Source organism: Kitasatospora sp. NPDC057015 (assembly GCF_042673745.1).
Taxonomy (GTDB): Bacteria; Actinomycetota; Actinomycetes; order Streptomycetales; family Streptomycetaceae; genus Kitasatospora.
In genome coordinates this window covers 1-17,270 of the sequence record NZ_JBHUSG010000019.1, presented here as the reverse complement: position 1 = coordinate 17,270, position 17,270 = coordinate 1, and the positions used below count along the sequence as shown (strand labels likewise).

Below are 17,270 nucleotides of genomic sequence, written 5' to 3'. Positions count from 1 at the left end.
GGCCGCCGGGTGGGCGGCCGGCGCCCGCGGTCAGTCGACCTCGGCCACCGCCTCGGCGAACTGCGCCTGGTACAGCCGGGCGTAGGCGCCGCCGGTGGCGATCAGGTCGTCGTGCGAGCCCTGCTCGACGATCGCGCCGTTCTCCATCACCAGGATCACGTCGGCGTCCCGGATGGTGGAGAGCCGGTGGGCGATCACGAAGCTGGTCCGGCCGCTGCGCAGGCGTGCCATGGCCCGCTGGATCAGCACCTCGGTCCGGGTGTCCACGGAGCTGGTGGCCTCGTCCAGGACGAGGATGCTGGGCTCGGCGAGGAAGGCCCGGGCGATGGTGATCAGCTGCTTCTCGCCCGCGCTGACACCGGTTCCCTCGTCGTCGAGGACGGTGTCGTAGCCGTCGGGCAGGGTGCGCACGAAGCGGTCGACGTGGGCCGCCTTCGCCGCCTCGACGACCTGCTCGCGGCTGGTGCCGCCGTCCGCGCCGTACGCGATGTTCTCGGCGATCGTGCCGCCGAACAGCCAGGTGTCCTGGAGCACCATGCCGATGCCGGCCCGCAGCTCCTCACGCGACATCGCGGCGATGTCCACGCCGTCCAGGGTGATCCGGCCGCCGCTGACCTCGTAGAACCGCATCAGCAGGTTGACCAGGGTGGTCTTGCCGGCGCCGGTCGGGCCGACGATGGCGACGGTGTGGCCGGGCTCCACCTTCAGCGAGAGGTCCTCGATCAGCGGCTTCTCCGGGTCGTAGCGGAACGCGACGTCCTCGAAGGCGACCCGTCCGCGCAGCTCGGCCGGGCGCTCCGGCCGGGCCGGCTCGGCGGACTGCTCCGGGGCGTCGAGCAGTTCGAAGACCCGCTCGGCCGAGGCCACCCCGGACTGCACCAGGTTGGACATGCTGGCGACCTGCGTGAGCGGCTGGCTGAACTGCCGCGAGTACTGGATGAACGCCTGCACGTCGCCGATGGACAGCGCCCCGGAGGCCACCCGCAGACCGCCGACCACGGCGACCAGCACGTAGTTCAGGTTGCCGATCAGCATCATCGCCGGCTGGATGATCCCGGAGATGAACTGCGCCCGGAAGCTGGACGCGTACAGGGCCTCGTTGTGCTCGCGGAAGGTCTCGGCGGACTCGCGCTGGCGCCCGAAGACCTTCACCAGCGCGTGGCCGGTGTACATCTCCTCGATGTGGCCGTTGAGCTGGCCGGTGGTCTTCCACTGGGCCACGAACTGCGGCTGCGCCCGCTTGCCGACCTTGGCCGCGACGACCACCGAGAGCGGGACGGAGATCAGGGCGATCAGCGCCAGCAGCGGCGAGATCCAGAACATCATCGCCAGCACGCCGACGACGGTGAGCAGCGAGTTCACCACCTGGCCGGTGGTCTGCTGCATGGACTGGCCGATGTTGTCGATGTCGTTGGTGACGCGGCTCAGCACCTCGCCGCGCGGCTGCTTGTCGAAGTAGCTCAGCGGCAGCCGGGACAGCTTGGCGTCCACCGACTCGCGCAGCCGGAAGACGGTGCGCTGGATGGCGTTGGCCGCGATCCGGCCCTGCACGATGCCGAACACGGCGGAGGCGACGTAGATGGCCAGCACCCAGATCAGCACGGTGCCGATGGCGCCGAAGTCCATGCCCTGGCCGGGGGTGAAGTCGACCGAGTTGAGCATGTCGGCGACGCCGTCCTGGCCGCCCGCGCGCAGGCCGTCGAGGACCTGGGTCTTGGTCTCGCCGGCCGGGGCCTGCCGGCCGACCACGCCGGCGAAGATCAGGTCGGTGGCGTTGCCGAGCACCTTGGGGCCGATCACGGCGCAGCCGATGCTGAGCACGCCCAGCGCGAGCACCCCGACGATGGAGGCGCGTTCGGGGCGCAACAGGTTCAGCAGGCGCTTGCTGGAGCCCTTGAAGTCCATCGACTTCTCGGCGCCCTGGCCGCCCATGAACCGGCCGGGGCCGGCCGGGCCGCGCCGGGCGGCGGCGGTCTGCGAGTCGCTGACGGCGACCTTCGGCGCCGCGCCGTCCGCCGGGCCGGTGCCGCCGGGGCCCTTGCCCCCGGGGCTCGGCGTCTCGGGGCCCCGCTTCTCGGGGCCCTTGTTCATCGGGGTGGTCACGCCGCCTCCTGCTCGGTGAGCTGGGAGAGCACGATCTCCCGGTACGTCGGGTTGTCGGCCATCAGTTCGCGGTGCGTGCCGGTGCCGACCACGGCGCCCTCGTCCAGGACGATGATCCGATCGGCGTCGCGGATGGTGCTGACCCGCTGGGCGACGATCAGGACCGTGGCGTCGGCGGTCTCCCGGGCGAGGGCCTTGCGCAGCTTCGCGTCGGTGGCGTAGTCGAGCGCCGAGAAGGAGTCGTCGAAGAGGTACACGCCGGGCTTGCGGACGAGTGCCCTGGCGATCGCCAGGCGCTGGCGCTGACCGCCCGAGACGTTGCCGCCGCCCTGGGTGATCGGGGCGTCCAGGCCCTCGGGGAACTTCTCCACGAACTCCTTGGCCTGCGCGACCTCCAGCGCGTGCCAGAGCTCCTCGTCGGTGGCGTCCGGCCGGCCGTAGCGAAGGTTTCCGGCCACCGTGCCGGAGAACAGGTAGGGCTTCTGCGGGACGAGTCCGACCGTCTCGGCGATCAGCTCGGGCGCCAGGCTGCGGACGTCGACTCCGTCCAGCAGCACCGCGCCGCCGGTGGCGTCGAAGAGCCGGGGGACGAGGCCCAGCAGGGTGGACTTGCCGCTGCCGGTGGAGCCGATCACGGCGGTCGTCTCGCCGGGCCGGGCCAGGATGTCGATGCCGCGCAGCACCGGGGCCTCGGCGCCGGGGTAGCGGAACTCGACGTCGCGCAGCTCCAGGTTGCCCCGGCGCAGCAGTTCGGTGACCGGGTCGGTGGGCGGGACGACGCTGGAGTCGGTGCCCAGCACCTCCTGGATGCGCTCGGCGCAGACCTCGGCACGCGGCACCATCATGAACATGAAGGTGGCCATCATGACGCTCATCAGGATCTGCATCAGGTAGGAGAGGAAGGCCGTCAGGGCGCCGATCTGCATCTGGCCGCTGTCGATCCGGTGGGCCCCGAACCACATCACGGCGATGCTGGAGAGGTTCACCACGAACATCACGCTCGGGAACATGAAGGCCATCATCTTGCCGACCCGCAGCGAGACGTCGGTCAGCTCCTGGTTGGCGCCGGCGAACCGCACCTGCTCGTGGCCGTCCTTCACGAAGGCGCGGATCACCCGGATGCCGGTGATCTGCTCGCGCAGGACCCGGTTGACGGTGTCGATCCTGGTCTGCATGCTGCGGAACGCCGGCCGCAGCCGGCGGACCAGCAGGGTGACCACGGTGCCCAGCACCGGGACCACGACCAGCAGCAGCGCGGACAGCGGGACGTCCTGGTTGAGGGCCATCACCACGCCGCCGAAGCACATGATGGGGGCCGCGACCATCAGGTTGAAGCCCATCAGGACCAGCATCTGGACCTGCTGGACGTCGTTGGTGGTGCGGGTGATCAGGGAGGGCGCGCCGAACTGTCCGAGTTCGCGGGCGGAGAAGCTCTGGACGCGGTCGAAGACCGAGGCGCGGATGTCGCGGCCGACCGCCATCGCGGTGCGTGCGCCGAAGTACACGGCGCCGACCGAGCTGACGGCCTGGACCAGCGTGACGGCGATCATCACCGCGCCGATCCGCAGGATGTAGCCGGTGTCCCCCTTCACCACGCCGTCGTCGATGATGTCGGCGTTGAGGGTGGGAAGGTACAGCGCGGCGAGGGTCGACACCAGCTGGAGCAGTACCAGCAGGGAGATCGGTCGGTGGTAGGGCCTCAGATGAGCCCGGAGCAGTCTGATCAGCACTGGCAACACTCTCATGCTCGACAGCGGGAACGGCATCCCAATTTTCGGGCTTCTGCGGACCGGTGTACCGGCATTGCCGTGGTCCGACCCTGAGACTAGTGGGGCACTTTGCACTTGCGGCGCGCCGGTGTGCCAGCTGGCGTCACCCTCTTACGGAACGGCTTGTTTCCCCCTAGGCTGCTGCCACCTCTTGTTACTTGTCGGTTAACAAGACGGCCCGGAGGCCGCCCCCACGGTCACCGTCCACCCTCGGCCACCCGCCCCCGGAGGTCTCGTTGAGTTCCGCGCAGTCCCTGATCGGCTCCGGCAGTGTCGACATCGTCGCCGGGCGCCCCGCCTCCGTCGCCCACCTCTTCCTCGACCGGGTGGCCGCCACTCCCGGCGACGAGGCCTACCGCTACCCCGTGCCCGTGGACGAGCACGCCGCGGACGGCGCGCCGGGCGCCGAGCAGTGGCGCTCGCTCACCTGGGCGCAGACCGCCGTCCGGGTCAAGGCGGTGGCCGCCGGCCTGATGTCGCTCGGCATCCGACCGGAGGACCGGGTGGCGCTGTCCTCGTCCACCCGGGTGGAGTGGATCATCGCCGACCTGGGGAACATGTGCGCCGGGGCGGCCACCACCACCGTCTACCCGAGCACCAACGCCGACGAGACGGCCTTCATCCTCTCCGACTCGGGGTCCAGGGCCCTGTTCGCGGAGAACGCCGCCCAGCTGGACAAGGCGATCAGCCGACTGGACCAGCTGCCCGAGCTGAGGACGGTCGTCCTCTTCGACGCCCCCGCCGAGGTCCCCGAGCCGGCCGGTGTCGCCGTCCTCACCTTCGCGGAGCTGGAGCGGCTGGGCAACGAGTACCTGGCGGAGCACCCCGACGCCGTGGACAAGGCGGTCGCGGCGATCGACAAGGAGCAGCTGGCCACCCTCATCTACACCTCCGGCACCACCGGCCGCCCCAAGGGCGTGCGCCTGGTGCACGACTGTTGGGCGTACGAGGGCCGGGCGCAGGAGGCCAGCGGGCTGCTGCGCGCCGAGGACATCCAGTTCATGTGGCTGCCGCTGTCGCACGTCTTCGGCAAGACGCTGATCTCCGGCCAGATCGCCACCGGGCACGTGATGGCCCTGGACGGCCGGGTCGACCGGATCATCCACAACCTGCCGGCGATCCGCCCGACCCTGATGGCCTCGGCTCCGCGGATCTTCGAGAAGGTCTACAACGGCATCGCCGGCCGGGCCCGGGCCGAGGGCGGCGCCAAGTACAAGATCTTCCTGTGGGCGGCGAGGGTCGCCCGGGAGCACGCCCGGACCGCCCAGGCCACCCGGATCGCCACCGGCCGGGAGTCGGTGCCGTTCGTCCTGGGCCTGCAGCACGCGCTGGCCGACAAGCTGGTGTACGCCAAGATCCGGGCCGCCTTCGGCGGGCGGATGCGCGGCTCGGTCTCGGGCAGCGCCGCGCTCGCGCCCGAGATCGGGTACTTCTTCGCCGGCGCCGGCGTGCCGATCCTGGAGGGCTACGGCCTCACCGAGACCAGCGCGGGATCCTGCGTGAACCGCGCCGAGGACTTCCGGATCGGCACGGTCGGCCTGCCGCTGCCCGGCACCGAGGTCCGGATCGCCGAGGACGGCGAGATCCTGCTGCGCGGCCCCGGCATCATGCGCGGCTACCACAACCTGCCGGAGAAGACCGCCGAGGTGCTGGAGCCGGACGGCTGGTTCCACACCGAGGACATCGGCGAGCTCACCGAGGACGGCTTCCTGCGGATCACCGACCGCAAGAAGGACCTGTTCAAGACCTCGGGCGGCAAGTACGTCGCGCCCAGCGAGGTCGAGGGCAAGTTCAAGGCGATCTGCCCGTTCGTCAGCAACATCCTGGTGATCGGCAACGGCCGCAACTACTGCACCGCGCTGATCGCCCTGGACGAGTCGGTGATCATGCCGTGGGCCGCCGAGCACGAGCTGGCCGGCAGGTCCTACGCCGAGGTGGTCTCCTCCCCGCAGGTGCGCGAGCTGATCGAGGGCTTCGTGCAGCGGCTCAACGGCGACCTCCAGCGCTGGCAGACGGTGAAGAAGTTCACCCTGCTCCCGCGCGACCTGGACATCGAGCACGGCGAGCTGACCCCGAGCCTCAAGATCAAGCGCCCGGTGGTCGAGAAGACGTACGCCGACGCGGTCGCCGAGATGTACGCGGGCGCCGTCGAGGCGTGAGCCTCCCCGTCCGGTACGGCCCGCCCGGGCCGTACCGGACAATGGGTGCATGCCCTCCGCACTCCCCGACGGCGAACCCGTGCCGTCCGACGGTTCCCTGCCCGCCCACGCCCTCGCCGGGCTGGGCACGCGGCCCTTCGGGTTCTACGTCCACGTGCCGTACTGCGCCACCCGCTGCGGCTACTGCGACTTCAACACCTACACGGCCACCGAACTGCGCTCCTCCGGCGCCGTCGCCTCGCAGGACACCTACGCGGACAACCTGGTCGCGGAGATCCGCCACGCCCGTACGGTGCTGGGCTCCGCGGAGCTGCCCGTGCAGACCGTCTTCCTCGGCGGCGGCACGCCGACCCTGCTGCCCGCCCGTGACCTGGTGACGATGCTCGCCGCGATCCGGGACGAGTTCGGGCTCGCGCCGGGCGCGGAGGTCACCACCGAGGCCAACCCCGAGTCGGTCGACCCCGCCTACCTGGCGCAGCTGCGCGAGGGCGGCTTCAACCGGATCTCCTTCGGCATGCAGAGCGCCCGCCCGCACGTGCTGCAGCTGCTGGACCGCCACCACACCCCGGGCCGCCCCGAGGCCTGCGTGGCCGAGGCCAGGGCGGCGGGTTTCGAGCACGTCAACCTGGACCTGATCTACGGCACCCCCGGTGAGTCCGACGACGACTGGCGGGCCTCGCTGGACGCCGCCATCGGCGCCGGCCCCGACCACGTCTCCGCGTACTCCCTGATCGTCGAGGACGGCACCAAGCTCGCCGCCCGGGTCAAGCGCGGCGAGCTGCCGATGATCGACGACGACGTGCACGCCGACCGCTACCTGATCGCCGAGGAGGCGCTGAGCAAGGCCGGCTACTCCTGGTACGAGGTCTCCAACTGGGCGACCACCGAGGCCGGCCGCTGCCGGCACAACGAGCTCTACTGGACGGGCGCCGACTGGTGGGGCGCGGGCCCCGGCGCGCACAGCCACGTCGGCGGCGTCCGCTGGTGGAACGCCAAGCACCCGGCCGCGTACGCCCGGGCCCTCGCCGAGGGCCGCACCCCCGCCCAGGGCCGGGAGGTCCTCCCGGCGGCGGACCGCCGGGTCGAGCGGATCCTGCTGGAGCTGCGCCTGGTCGAGGGCTGCCCGCTCGACCTGCTCGCCCCGGCGGGCCTGGAGGCCGCCCACCGCGCGCTGGCCGACGGCCTGCTCGACCCCGCCGCCTTCGACGGCGGCCGCGCCGTGCTGACCCTCCAGGGGCGCCTGCTGGCGGACGGCGTCGTGCGTGACCTCGTGGACTGAATCCCGTTGACGTGGGAGCGGCCGTCCGAGGGAGTTGTGATGACCCGGTGGACGTGCTCGGCGTCGTCCTGGACACCGCGGAGTTCCAGACCTGCGCCTGAGACCCTCCGGCGGGATCCGAGGCCGCTCAGTCCTCGGTGAGCGTCACGAAGTCGATCAGTTCCTCGACCCGGCCCAGCAGGGCCGGGTCGAGGTCCCGGTAGGAGTTCACCGAGGCGAGGATCCGCTTCCAGGCGGCCGGGGTGTCCACCGGCCAGCCGAGCCGGCGGCAGACGCCCTCCTTCCAGGACTCCCCGCGCGGCACCTGCGGCCAGCCGGGGATGCCGACGCTGGCGGGCTTCACGGCCTCCCAGACGTCGATGTACGGGTGGCCGACCACCAGGACGCAGGCGCCGGTCACCTGGCCGGCGATCCGGTGCTCCTTGGTGCCGGGCAGCAGGTGGTCGACCAGCACGCCGAGGCGCCGACCCGGGCCGGGGGCGAAGTCGGCGACGATCGCCGGCAGGTCGTCGATGCCCTCCAGGTACTCCACCACCACGCCCTCGATCCGCAGGTCGTCGCCCCAGACCCGCTCGACCAGTTCGGCGTCGTGCCGGCCCTCGACGTAGATCCGCGACTCCCGGGCGACCCGGGCCCGGGCGCCCGGCACCGCCACGGATCCGGAGGCCGTCCGGCCGGGGGCCTTGGCGGGCGCGGGCGCGGCGCCGGCCGGGCGCACCAGGGTGACGACCCGCCCCTCCAGCAGGAAGCCGCGCGGGCCCATCGGGAACACCCGGTGCTTGCCGAAACGGTCCTCCAGCGTGACCGTCAGCCCCTCGGCCGTCTTCTCGCACCGCACCACCGCCCCGCAGAAGCCGGTGGCCGCCTCCTCCACCACGAGGTCCCGCTCGGCGGGCACCTCCGGGGCGGGCTGCTGCCGCTTCCACGGCGGGGTCAGGTCCGGGCCGTAACTCCTGCTGCGCATCCTCGGACTATACGAAACCCGCCGCCGCCCCGGCCGCCGGGCACGCGCACCGGCCCGTCCGGCCCGCGTCCGGTGCCACCGCCGACAGCACGGCCGCCGGCTGCTCCGCCAGCGCCGTACGGTGCGTCAGCGCCGCGGCGTCCGGCGGGTTTCCGGGCGGCCTCACAGGCCCGGGGCGCCCCAGACCGGGAACCAGCGGGAGAGGTCGGACTCGACCCGCAGGTCGTTGCCGAGCATGGCCTTGATCTGGAGTTCCAGCGGGCTGTTGCGCTTCTCGCCGCCGCCGGGCATCGGTGCGAACGGGTAGAAGGTGCCGCGCTTGTAGAGGTAGACGAGCGCGAGCGCCTGGCCGGCGTCGTTGCGGAAGGCCACCAGCGAGCAGAGCAGTTGCGGGCCGAATCCGTTCGCCTCCAGCTCGCTGTTCACCGCGTGCAGGTCGTTGACCAGTTCGGGGAGTTCCTCCGGGGTGTGCCGGGCCAGCAGCCAGGAGTAGCCGTAGCCGTCCTGGCTGGCCTCCACGGGGACGCCGCCGCGGTCGGTGTCGGCGTCGAGCAGCGCCCGGACCTGCCGCTCCACCTCGCCGAAGGCGCCGCCCTCGACGGCGGCGAAGCAGACGGAGCCGAGTCCGGTCGGCCGGAACCCGGCGGCGGCCTCCAGGGTGAGCGCCGCGGAGGGGACCCCGAACAGCTGGTCGAGGTCGGGCCGGACCGGCTTGCTCCGGCCGAACAGGGTGTCCAGGAATCCCACGGGGTCCCCTCCGGTCGCACGGCGTGTCGTCAGGTGCGGTGGTGGTGCGGGCGGGTCAGTGGTTGAGGTCGGTGGAGATCCTGGCGAGCTGCTCCAGCCGCTTCTCCAGCGACGGGTGGGTGGACAGCAGCTGGCTGGCGGTCTCCCGGGCGCTCAGCGCCGGGGCGAAGTAGAAGGCGTTGTAGGCCTGGGCCTGCCGCAGGTCCCTGGTGGGGATCGCGGCGATCTGGCCGGTCACCTTGGTCAGGGCGGAGGCCAGCGCGCTGGGCCGGCCGGTCAGCTGGGCGGCCGCCCGGTCGGCGGCCAGTTCGCGGTAGCGGGACAGCAGCCGGGTGAGCAGGAAGCTGATGACGTACACCACCATCGAGACCAGCGGGATGATCAGCATCGCGATGGCGGCGTTCTGGTCGTTGCTGTTGCGGTTGCCGCCCATCAGGCCGCCGTACATGGCCATCCGGGTCATCGCCCCGGCGAGGACGCCGAGGAACCCGGCCACCGTCATCACCGCGACGTCCCGGTGGGCGACGTGCGAGAGCTCGTGGGCGAGGACGCCCTCCAGTTCCTCCGGCTCCAGCCGGCGCAGCAGGCCGGTGGTGACGCAGACCACCGACTTCTCGGGTTTGCGGCCGGTGGCGAAGGCGTTCGGCATGTCGTTCTGGGAGACCGCGACCCTGGGTTTGGGCATGTCGGCGAGTGCGCAGAGCCGGTCGATGGTGCCGTGCAGCTGCGGAAACTGCTCGGGGGTGACCTCGTGGGCGCCCATCGCCCGTTCGGTGATCTTGTCGCTGAACCAGAACTGCGCCACGAACAGCCCGCCCGAGATCAGCACGATGATCGGCCAGGCCCCGCGGAACAGCGCGATGAGCACACCGGTGAAGCCCACGTACAGAAGACCGATCACGAACATCGTGGCGACCATCCGGCTGGTCAGTCCGCGGTCGGGGGTGAATCGGGTGTGCTGGCCTGAGGTCGACATCGCTGCTCCTCGCATTCGCCGGTTGCCTTCGATGCTGCCACCTGGCGGGGCGGGCGGCATCACCCCGCGCGGGGCGGTGCGTGCAGGATCACCACCGACGGGCCGTTCCTGCCGTCGGGCCCGGGCCTTACACTGGCAGGTACGGTTCTGGCACTCGACTGTCCTGAGTGCCAGAGGCCCGGAACTGGTGATCCACAGAGCGGCCCAGACCAAGTCATAACGGACAACGTGCGAAGACGGAGGTGCGTGCCCATGGCCAACGAGCGCAGGGCGGACGATCGCAAGTCCGACGGCAGGCACCTCGACGGCAGGCAGCTGGACGTGCGTCCGCTGGACGACCGCAAGCTCGCGGTGCTGCGTGCGATCGTCCAGGACTACGTGGGCACCGAGGAGCCGGTCGGCTCCAAGGCGCTGGTCGAGCGGCACAGCCTCGGGGTCTCCCCGGCGACCGTGCGCAACGACATGGCGGCCCTGGAGGAGGACGGCTACATCCAGCAGCCGCACACCAGCGCCGGCCGGATCCCCACCGACAAGGGCTACCGGCTCTTCGTCGACCGCCTCGCCGAGGTGAAGCCGATGACCGCGCCCGAGCGGCGTGCGATCCGGCACTTCCTGGACGGCGCGGTCGACCTGGACGACGTGGTGGCCCGTACGGTGCGGCTGCTCGCGCAGCTGACCCGGCAGGTCGCGGTGGTGCAGTACCCCTCGCTCTCCCGCTCGACCGTGCGGCACATCGAACTGGTCGCGCTGGCCCCGGCCAAGGTGATGCTCGTCCTGATCACCAACACCGGCCGGGTCGAGCAGCGGATGGTCGACTGCCCGGGCACGGTCGGCGAGACCGTCCTGGCGGACCTGCGGGCCCGGATCAACGCCCGGGCCGTCGGGCAGCGCCTGCCGGACGTCCCCGAGCTGCTGGAGGGCCTGCCGGCGGCCTTCGAGGCGCCCGACCGCCCGACCGTCACCACCGTGCTCGCCACCCTCTTCGAGGCCCTCGCCGAGCAGAACGAGGAGCGGATCATGCTGGCCGGCACGGCCAACCTGACCCGCTTCGGGCACGACTTCCCGCTCACCATCCGGCCGGTGCTGGAGGCGCTGGAGGAGCAGGTCGTCCTGCTCCGCCTGCTGGGCGAGACCGCCGACGCCGGGATGATGGTCCGAATCGGCCGGGAGAACGCGTACGAAGGGCTCAATTCCACCTCGGTGGTCTCGGTCGGTTACGGTTCGGGCGACGAGAGTGTGGCAAAGCTGGGAGTGATCGGTCCGACCCGGATGGACTACCCGGGCACAATGGGGGCGGTGCGTGCGGTGGCACGGTACGTGGGCCAGATCCTGGCCGAGTCGTAGAACAGCGCCGTTGGACCTCCAACGGTGACAACCAGTCGCAGCACTTCTAGAGGCGGAACAAGCGGAGCATTTGGTGGCCACGGACTACTACGCGGTACTCGGCGTCCGACGGGATGCGGGGCAGGACGAGATCAAGAAGGCGTTCCGGCGCCTCGCCCGTGAACTGCACCCGGACGTCAACCCGGACCCGAAGACGCAGGAGCGGTTCAAGGAGATCAACGCCGCCTACGAGGTGCTCTCGGACCCGGCCAAGCGCCAGGTCTACGACCTCGGCGGCGACCCCCTCTCCCCGAACGGCGGCGGCGCGGGCGGCTTCGGCGCCGGCGCGGCGGGCTTCGGCTTCTCCGACATCATGGACGCCTTCTTCGGCGCCGCCTCCGGCCAGCGCGGGCCACGCTCGCGCACCCGGCGCGGCCAGGACGCGATGATCCGGCTGGAGATCACCCTGGAGGAGGCCGCGTTCGGCACCACCAAGGAACTCCAGGTCGACACCGCCGTCACCTGCACCACCTGCTCCGGTGAGGGCGCCGCACCCGGCACCTCGGCGCAGACCTGTGACATGTGCCGGGGCAAGGGCGAGGTCTCGCAGGTCACCCGGTCCTTCCTGGGCCAGGTCATGACCTCGCGGCCGTGCCCGCAGTGCCAGGGTTTCGGCACCGTCGTGCCGACCCCGTGCCCGGAGTGCGCCGGCGACGGCCGGGTCCGGGCCCGCCGCACCCTCACGGTGAAGATCCCGGCCGGTGTGGACAACGGCACCCGGATCCAGCTGGCCGGCGAGGGCGAGGTCGGCCCCGGCGGCGGCCCGGCCGGCGACCTGTACGTCGAGATCGCCGAGACCGCCCACCCGACCTTCCAGCGGCGCGGGGACGACCTGCACTGCACGGTCACCATCCCGATGACGGCCGCCTCGCTCGGCACCCAGGTGCCGCTGCAGACCCTGGACGGGCTGGAGGAGGTCGACATCCGGCCCGGCACCCAGTCCGGACAGTCGATCCCGCTGCACGGCCGGGGCATCACCCACCTGCGCGGCGGCGGCCGGGGCGACTTGATAGTGCACGTCGAGGTGCAGACGCCCACCAAGCTCGACCCCGAGCAGGAGGAGCTGCTGCGCCGACTGGCGCTGCTGCGCGGCGAGGAGCGCCCTTCGGGGACCTTCGCGCCCGGCCAGCAGGGGCTGTTCTCGCGGCTGAAGGACGCCTTCAACGGCCGCTGAGCCGCCGAGCCGGCCCGGACACCGAGCACAGCAGCGGCCCGCGACCCCGTACATGGGGGCGCGGGCCGCTGTCACCCCGGCGTGAGCCGGCCTCTGTGCGCCCCCGGCGGCCGTGTACGCCACCCGGGTGCGTCGAGAGCCCCACGCGCCCACCGGCCCCCTGTCCGGTGCTCCCACCCCGCCCACCCACAGCCCACCCCGCACCCGCACCCGCACCCGCACACCAGCAGCGCAGCGCCAGCCCCGGAGGCAGACCCCGATGACCGCACCCGTGTTCGTCACCGACTCCGCGCGGCTCAGCGGCGCCGCCCCCGGCGCGGTGGTCCGCCTGGACGGTCCCGAGGGCCGGCACGCGGCCGCGGTCAAGCGGCTGGAGCCCGGGGAGGCGGTCACCCTCGCGGACGGCCTGGGCCTCGGCGTGGACGGCACGGTCGCGGCCGTGCACGGCAAGGACGCCGTCGACGTGACGGTCGGCGCGGTGCGCCGGGAGCCCGAGCCGTCCCCGCGGATCGTGGTTGTCCAGGCGCTCCCCAAGGGCGACCGCGGCGAACTCGCCGTCGAGACCATGACCGAGGTCGGCGTTGACGTGGTGATCCCGTGGCCGGCCTCGCGCTGCATCACCCAGTGGAAGGGCGAGCGCGGCGCCAAGGCGCTCGCCAAGTGGCGGGCCACCGCCCGCGAGGCGGGCAAGCAGTCGCGCCGGTTGCGCTTCCCCGAGGTCCGGGAGCCGATGACCACCCGCCAGTTGGCCCCGCTGCTGGCCGGAGCCGCGTTCGCCGCCGTGCTGCACGAGGAGGGCGCGCAGCCGCTGGCCACCGCGGCGCTGCCGCCCGCCGGGGACCTGGTGCTGATCGTCGGCCCCGAGGGCGGGGTCTCCCCGGAGGAGCTGGCCGCCTTCGCCGAGGCCGGCGCCGGACCGTACCGGCTCGGCCCGTCCGTGCTGCGCACCTCGACGGCGGGGGTGGCGGCCGGCGCGCTGCTGCTGGGTCGGACCGGACGCTGGTCCTGATCCGCTGGTCCTGATCCGCCGGTCCTGATCCGCCGCGCCGGACCCGCCGGGCTCGACCCTCGGGGCCGGACCGGCCGGGGTCGCCCGGCGGCCGTTCCCGGGCGGCGGATCGTACCCGACCGGCCGCCCCCGCCCGCCCGCCGGGAGGGCGCTGGCGGGCACCGCCGCGGCCCTCGCCCGCCCGGGTTCGCTGTCGAAGAAAACGCTTCGCACTGTGCGTGCACATGCATAAAGTGACGCCCGTGACCGAAGCCCACAGCACCCTCGCCGGCGCGTACCTGCGCCACCCCCACCTGCACGGCGACCTGATCACCTTCGTCGCCGAGAACGACATCTGGCTCGCCCCGCTCGACGGCGGCCGGGCCTGGCGGCTGACCGCCGATCAGGTCCCGGTCTCGCACCCGAGGTTCTCCCCGGACGGCCGGCACATCGCCTGGACCTCCACCCGCGACGGCGCCCCGGAGATCCACCTGGCCCCCGCCGAGGGCGGCCCCTCCCGCCGGCTCACCTACTGGGGCAGCGGCCAGACCAGACTGCGCGGCTGGACCGCGGACGGCCGCCCGGTCGCCACCACCACCGCGGGGCAGGCCACCCTGCGGCGCACCTGGGCGTTCGCCGTACCGCTGGACGGCGGGGAGCCCGCCCGGCTGCCGTACGGGCCGGTCGGCGGTCTGGCGCAGGAGCCGGGGGACGGGGGGAGGGTGCTGCTGCTGAGCGCCTGGAGCCGCGAGCCCGCGCACTGGAAGCGCTACCGCGGCGGCACGGCCGGCAAGCTCTGGATCGGCTCCGAGGAGTTCGCCCGGGTGCACGCCGGGCTGGACGGCAACATCGAGTCCCCGCTCTGGGTCGGCGGCCGGATCGCCTTCCTCAGTGACCACGAGGGCGACGGGCGGCTGTACTCCAGCCTCCCCGACGGCAGCGACCTGCGCGCCCACACCGCCTCGCAGGACGGCTTCTACGCCCGCAACGCCACCACGGACGGCACCCGGGTGGTCTGGCACAGCGCCGGCGACCTGTGGATCCTGGACGACCTGGAGGGCGCCGAGCCGCGCCGCCTGGACATCCGGCTGGCCGGCCCGGCGACGGGCCGCCGGCCCCGCCCGGTGAGCGCCGCGCACTGGCTGGAGACGGCCGCCCCGGACCGCACCGGCCGGGCCAGCGCCGTCGTCGTCCGCGGCGGCGTGCACTGGCTGACGCACCGTGAGGGCCCGGCCCGGGTGCTGGACGAGACGCCGGGCGTCCGCGCCCGGCTGGCCCGGGTGGTGCCGGGCGAGGACGGCGCGCAGGGCGTGCTGTGGGTGACGGACGCCGAGGGCGACGACGCGATCGAGTACGCGCCGGCCGTGCTGGGCGCCGAGCGGCGCCGGCTGGCCGCCGGCCGGCTCGGCCGGGTGCTCGGCCTCGCCGTCTCACCGGACGGCAAGCAGCTGGCGGTGGCGGCGCACGACGGCCGGGTGCTGCTGGTCACGCTCGCCGACGGCGCCGTCCACGAGCTGGCCCGCAGCACCGACGGCGAGGTCAACGGCCTGGTGTTCAGCCCGGACTCGGCCTGGCTGGCGTGGTCGCAGCCCGCGCTCGGCCCGTGGTCGCTGCGCCAGATCGTGCTGGCCAACCTGGCCACCCGGTCGGTCGGCGAGGCCACCCCGCAGCGCTTCGTCGACACCTCGCCCGCGTTCACGGCGGACGGCAAGCACCTGGCGTTCCTGTCGGTGCGCAACTTCGACCCGGTGTACGACGCGCACGTCTTCGACCTGTCCTTCCCCAACGGCTGCCGCCCGTACCTGATCACGCTGGCGGCCGACACCCCGTCGCCGTTCGGCCCGCAGCGCGCCGGGCGGCCGTTCGGCGGCGAGGAGGACGAGGCCAAGGGCAAGAAGGCGGACGCCGAGGACGGTCCTGAGGCCACCCCCGTCACCCGGGTCGACCTGGACGGCATCGCCGACCGGATCATCCCCTTCCCGGTCGAGGGCGGCCGGTTCGGCAGCCTGCGCGCGGCCAGGGACGGCGTGCTCTGGACGCGGCTGCCGCTGGTCGGCGAGCTCGGCGACGAGGCGGCCTCGCTGGAGGACGAGCGGCCCCGGCCGGTGCTGGAGCGCTTCGACTTCAAGAAGCTGCGCGCCGAGGAGCTGGTCTCCGGGCTGGACGCCTTCTCGGTCACCGGTGACGGTGCCCGGCTGGCCGTGCTGGACGAGGGGCGGCTGCGGATCGTCCCGGCCGACCACAAGGCCTCCGGCGAGGACGACGAGACCGACGTCGACCTCGCCCGGCTGCGGGTCACCGTCGACCCGGCGGCCGAGTGGCGGCAGATGTTCGACGAGAACGGCCGCATCATGCGCGACAACTTCTGGCGTGCGGACATGGGCGGCTTCGACTGGGCGGGCGCGCTGGCCCGCTACCGCCCGCTGGTGGACCGGCTCGGCTCGCACGACGACCTGGTGGACCTGCTCTGGGAGGTCCAGGGCGAGCTGGGCACCTCGCACGCGTACGTGACCCCGCACGGCACCGGCTCCGAGGCGGCCCGCCGGCAGGGCCTGCTCGGCGCGGACCTGGTCAAGGACGGCGAGGTGTGGCGGATCGAGCGGATCCTGCCCGGCGAGTCCTCCGACCCGCGGGCCCGCTCGCCGCTGGCCGCGCCCGGCGCCGCCGTCCGTCCGGGGGACGCGGTGCTGGCCGTCAACGGTCGCCCGGTGGACCCGGTGACCGGTCCGGCGCCGCTGCTGGCGGGCACCGCGGGGCAGCCGGTGGAGCTGACGGTCGCCGGCAAGGACGGCACCGGCCAGCGGCACCCGGTGGTCGTCCCGCTGGCGGACGAGGAGGCGCTGCGCTACCACGACTGGGTGGCCGGGCGCCGGGCCGCCGTCCGCGAGCTGTCGGGCGGCCGGCTGGGCTACCTGCACGTCCCGGACATGGTGAGCGCCGGCTGGGCGCAGCTCCACCGGGACCTGCGGGTGGAGATGGCCAGGGAGGGCGTGATCGTCGACCTGCGGGAGAACCGCGGCGGCCACACCTCCCAGCTGGTGATCGAGAAGCTCAACCGGAAGATCATCGGTTGGGACCGGGCACGGGACGTCGAGGGCGCGGACCCGTACCCGGGTGACGCCCCGCGCGGCCCGGTGGTGGCGCTGGCCAACGAGTTCTCCGGCTCGGACGGCGACATCGTCAACGCCGCGATCCAGGCCCTGAAGATCGGTCCGGTGGTCGGCACCCGGACGTGGGGCGGGGTCGTCGGGATCGACAGCAAGTACTCGCTGGTCGACGGGACGGCGGTCACCCAGCCCAAGTACGCCTTCTGGCTGGAGGGTTACGGCTGGGGAGTGGAGAACCACGGCGTCGACCCGGACGTCGAGGTGCCGATCGCCCCGCACCAGTACGCGGCCGGCGAGGACCCGCAGCTCGCCGAAGGCGTCCGGCTGGCGCTCGCCGCGCTGGCCGAGAACCCGGCGAAGACCCCGCCGGCGCTGCCCGGCCTGTAGTCGCGGCACGGTGGCGGCCGGGCGTCCGCCGGGCGGGCCTCGGTCGGCGCGGCGGCCGGCCGGGGCGGCGGGGCCGCCGCCGGCCCCCCCCCCGCCGGGGCGGCGCCCCCGGCCCGCGCGGGGGCCCGCAGGCCCCGCCGGCGCCGCCGGTCGGTCCTCGCGCGCCGGCCCGCGGCCGCGACGGCGGCCCTCGCGGCGGACGCCTCCTCCGGCATGCTGGTGAGCACCTCGCGG

11 protein-coding genes are annotated in these 17,270 nt (G+C 73.2%); 6 read left to right on the top strand and 5 right to left on the bottom strand.

Annotated elements, in window-relative coordinates; all coding sequences use genetic code 11:
• Window positions 1-30: 30 nt before the first annotated feature.
• On the bottom strand, window positions 31-1,932 hold the full coding sequence (locus tag ACFTWP_RS19390) for an ABC transporter ATP-binding protein (RefSeq protein ID WP_380265916.1): 1,902 nt from the start codon (window positions 1,930-1,932) through the stop codon (window positions 31-33).
• A 167-nt stretch (window positions 1,933-2,099) separates the two neighbouring features.
• On the bottom strand, window positions 2,100-3,833 hold the full coding sequence (locus ACFTWP_RS19385; protein ID WP_380265915.1) for an ABC transporter ATP-binding protein: 1,734 nt from the start codon (window positions 3,831-3,833) through the stop codon (window positions 2,100-2,102).
• Between the two features lie 275 nt (window positions 3,834-4,108).
• Between ACFTWP_RS19385 and ACFTWP_RS19380 the strand changes: the two genes are divergently transcribed.
• A complete protein-coding gene (locus tag ACFTWP_RS19380) occupies window positions 4,109-6,031 on the top strand; it encodes an AMP-dependent synthetase/ligase (RefSeq protein ID WP_380265823.1) in 1,923 nt (640 codons plus the stop codon).
• A 49-nt stretch (window positions 6,032-6,080) separates the two neighbouring features.
• A complete protein-coding gene (gene hemW / locus ACFTWP_RS19375; protein ID WP_380265822.1) occupies window positions 6,081-7,310 on the top strand; it encodes a radical SAM family heme chaperone HemW in 1,230 nt (409 codons plus the stop codon).
• A 127-nt stretch (window positions 7,311-7,437) separates the two neighbouring features.
• Here the strand turns inward: hemW and ACFTWP_RS19370 are convergent, their stop codons facing one another.
• The 3 genes from ACFTWP_RS19370 to htpX form a co-directional block, all read right to left on the bottom strand.
• On the bottom strand, window positions 7,438-8,274 hold the full coding sequence (locus tag ACFTWP_RS19370; protein ID WP_380265821.1) for a DUF3097 domain-containing protein: 837 nt from the start codon (window positions 8,272-8,274) through the stop codon (window positions 7,438-7,440).
• A 162-nt stretch (window positions 8,275-8,436) separates the two neighbouring features.
• Entirely contained in the window at window positions 8,437-9,021 is a 585-nt protein-coding gene (locus tag ACFTWP_RS19365) for a hypothetical protein (RefSeq protein ID WP_380265820.1), read from the bottom strand.
• Window positions 9,022-9,076: 55 nt separating this feature from the next.
• Complete coding sequence (gene htpX, locus ACFTWP_RS19360; protein ID WP_380265819.1) at window positions 9,077-9,997, bottom strand: zinc metalloprotease HtpX; 921 nt, start codon at window positions 9,995-9,997, stop codon at window positions 9,077-9,079.
• Between the two features lie 252 nt (window positions 9,998-10,249).
• Between htpX and hrcA the strand changes: the two genes are divergently transcribed.
• From hrcA to ACFTWP_RS19340, 4 genes are all read left to right on the top strand, one after another.
• Window positions 10,250-11,341 carry a heat-inducible transcriptional repressor HrcA gene (hrcA, locus tag ACFTWP_RS19355; protein ID WP_380265818.1) on the top strand — a complete coding sequence of 364 codons (1,092 nt, stop codon included), beginning with the start codon at window positions 10,250-10,252 and terminating at the stop codon, window positions 11,339-11,341.
• A gap of 73 nt (window positions 11,342-11,414) precedes the next feature.
• Window positions 11,415-12,554 carry a molecular chaperone DnaJ gene (gene dnaJ / locus ACFTWP_RS19350; RefSeq protein ID WP_073927634.1) on the top strand — a complete coding sequence of 380 codons (1,140 nt, stop codon included), beginning with the start codon at window positions 11,415-11,417 and terminating at the stop codon, window positions 12,552-12,554.
• Between the two features lie 259 nt (window positions 12,555-12,813).
• Complete coding sequence (locus ACFTWP_RS19345) at window positions 12,814-13,563, top strand: 16S rRNA (uracil(1498)-N(3))-methyltransferase (RefSeq protein ID WP_380265817.1); 750 nt, start codon at window positions 12,814-12,816, stop codon at window positions 13,561-13,563.
• 224 nt (window positions 13,564-13,787) lie between these two features.
• Window positions 13,788-17,036, top strand: a complete 3,249-nt coding sequence (locus ACFTWP_RS19340; protein ID WP_380265816.1) for a PDZ domain-containing protein — start codon at window positions 13,788-13,790, stop codon at window positions 17,034-17,036.
• The last annotated feature ends 234 nt before the right edge of the window (window positions 17,037-17,270 follow it).

Coding starts and splice junctions, on each gene's coding strand:
- ACFTWP_RS19390 (WP_380265916.1), bottom strand. CDS start 1,932: ATGGGCGGCCAGGGCGCCGAGAAGTCGATGGACTTCAAGGGCTCCAGC.
- hemW (WP_380265822.1), top strand. CDS start 6,081: ATGCCCTCCGCACTCCCCGACGGCGAACCCGTGCCGTCCGACGGTTCC.
- ACFTWP_RS19370 (WP_380265821.1), bottom strand. CDS start 8,274: ATGCGCAGCAGGAGTTACGGCCCGGACCTGACCCCGCCGTGGAAGCGG.
- htpX (WP_380265819.1), bottom strand. CDS start 9,997: ATGTCGACCTCAGGCCAGCACACCCGATTCACCCCCGACCGCGGACTG.
- hrcA (WP_380265818.1), top strand. CDS start 10,250: ATGGCCAACGAGCGCAGGGCGGACGATCGCAAGTCCGACGGCAGGCAC.
- ACFTWP_RS19345 (WP_380265817.1), top strand. CDS start 12,814: ATGACCGCACCCGTGTTCGTCACCGACTCCGCGCGGCTCAGCGGCGCC.
- ACFTWP_RS19340 (WP_380265816.1), top strand. CDS start 13,788: ATGCATAAAGTGACGCCCGTGACCGAAGCCCACAGCACCCTCGCCGGC.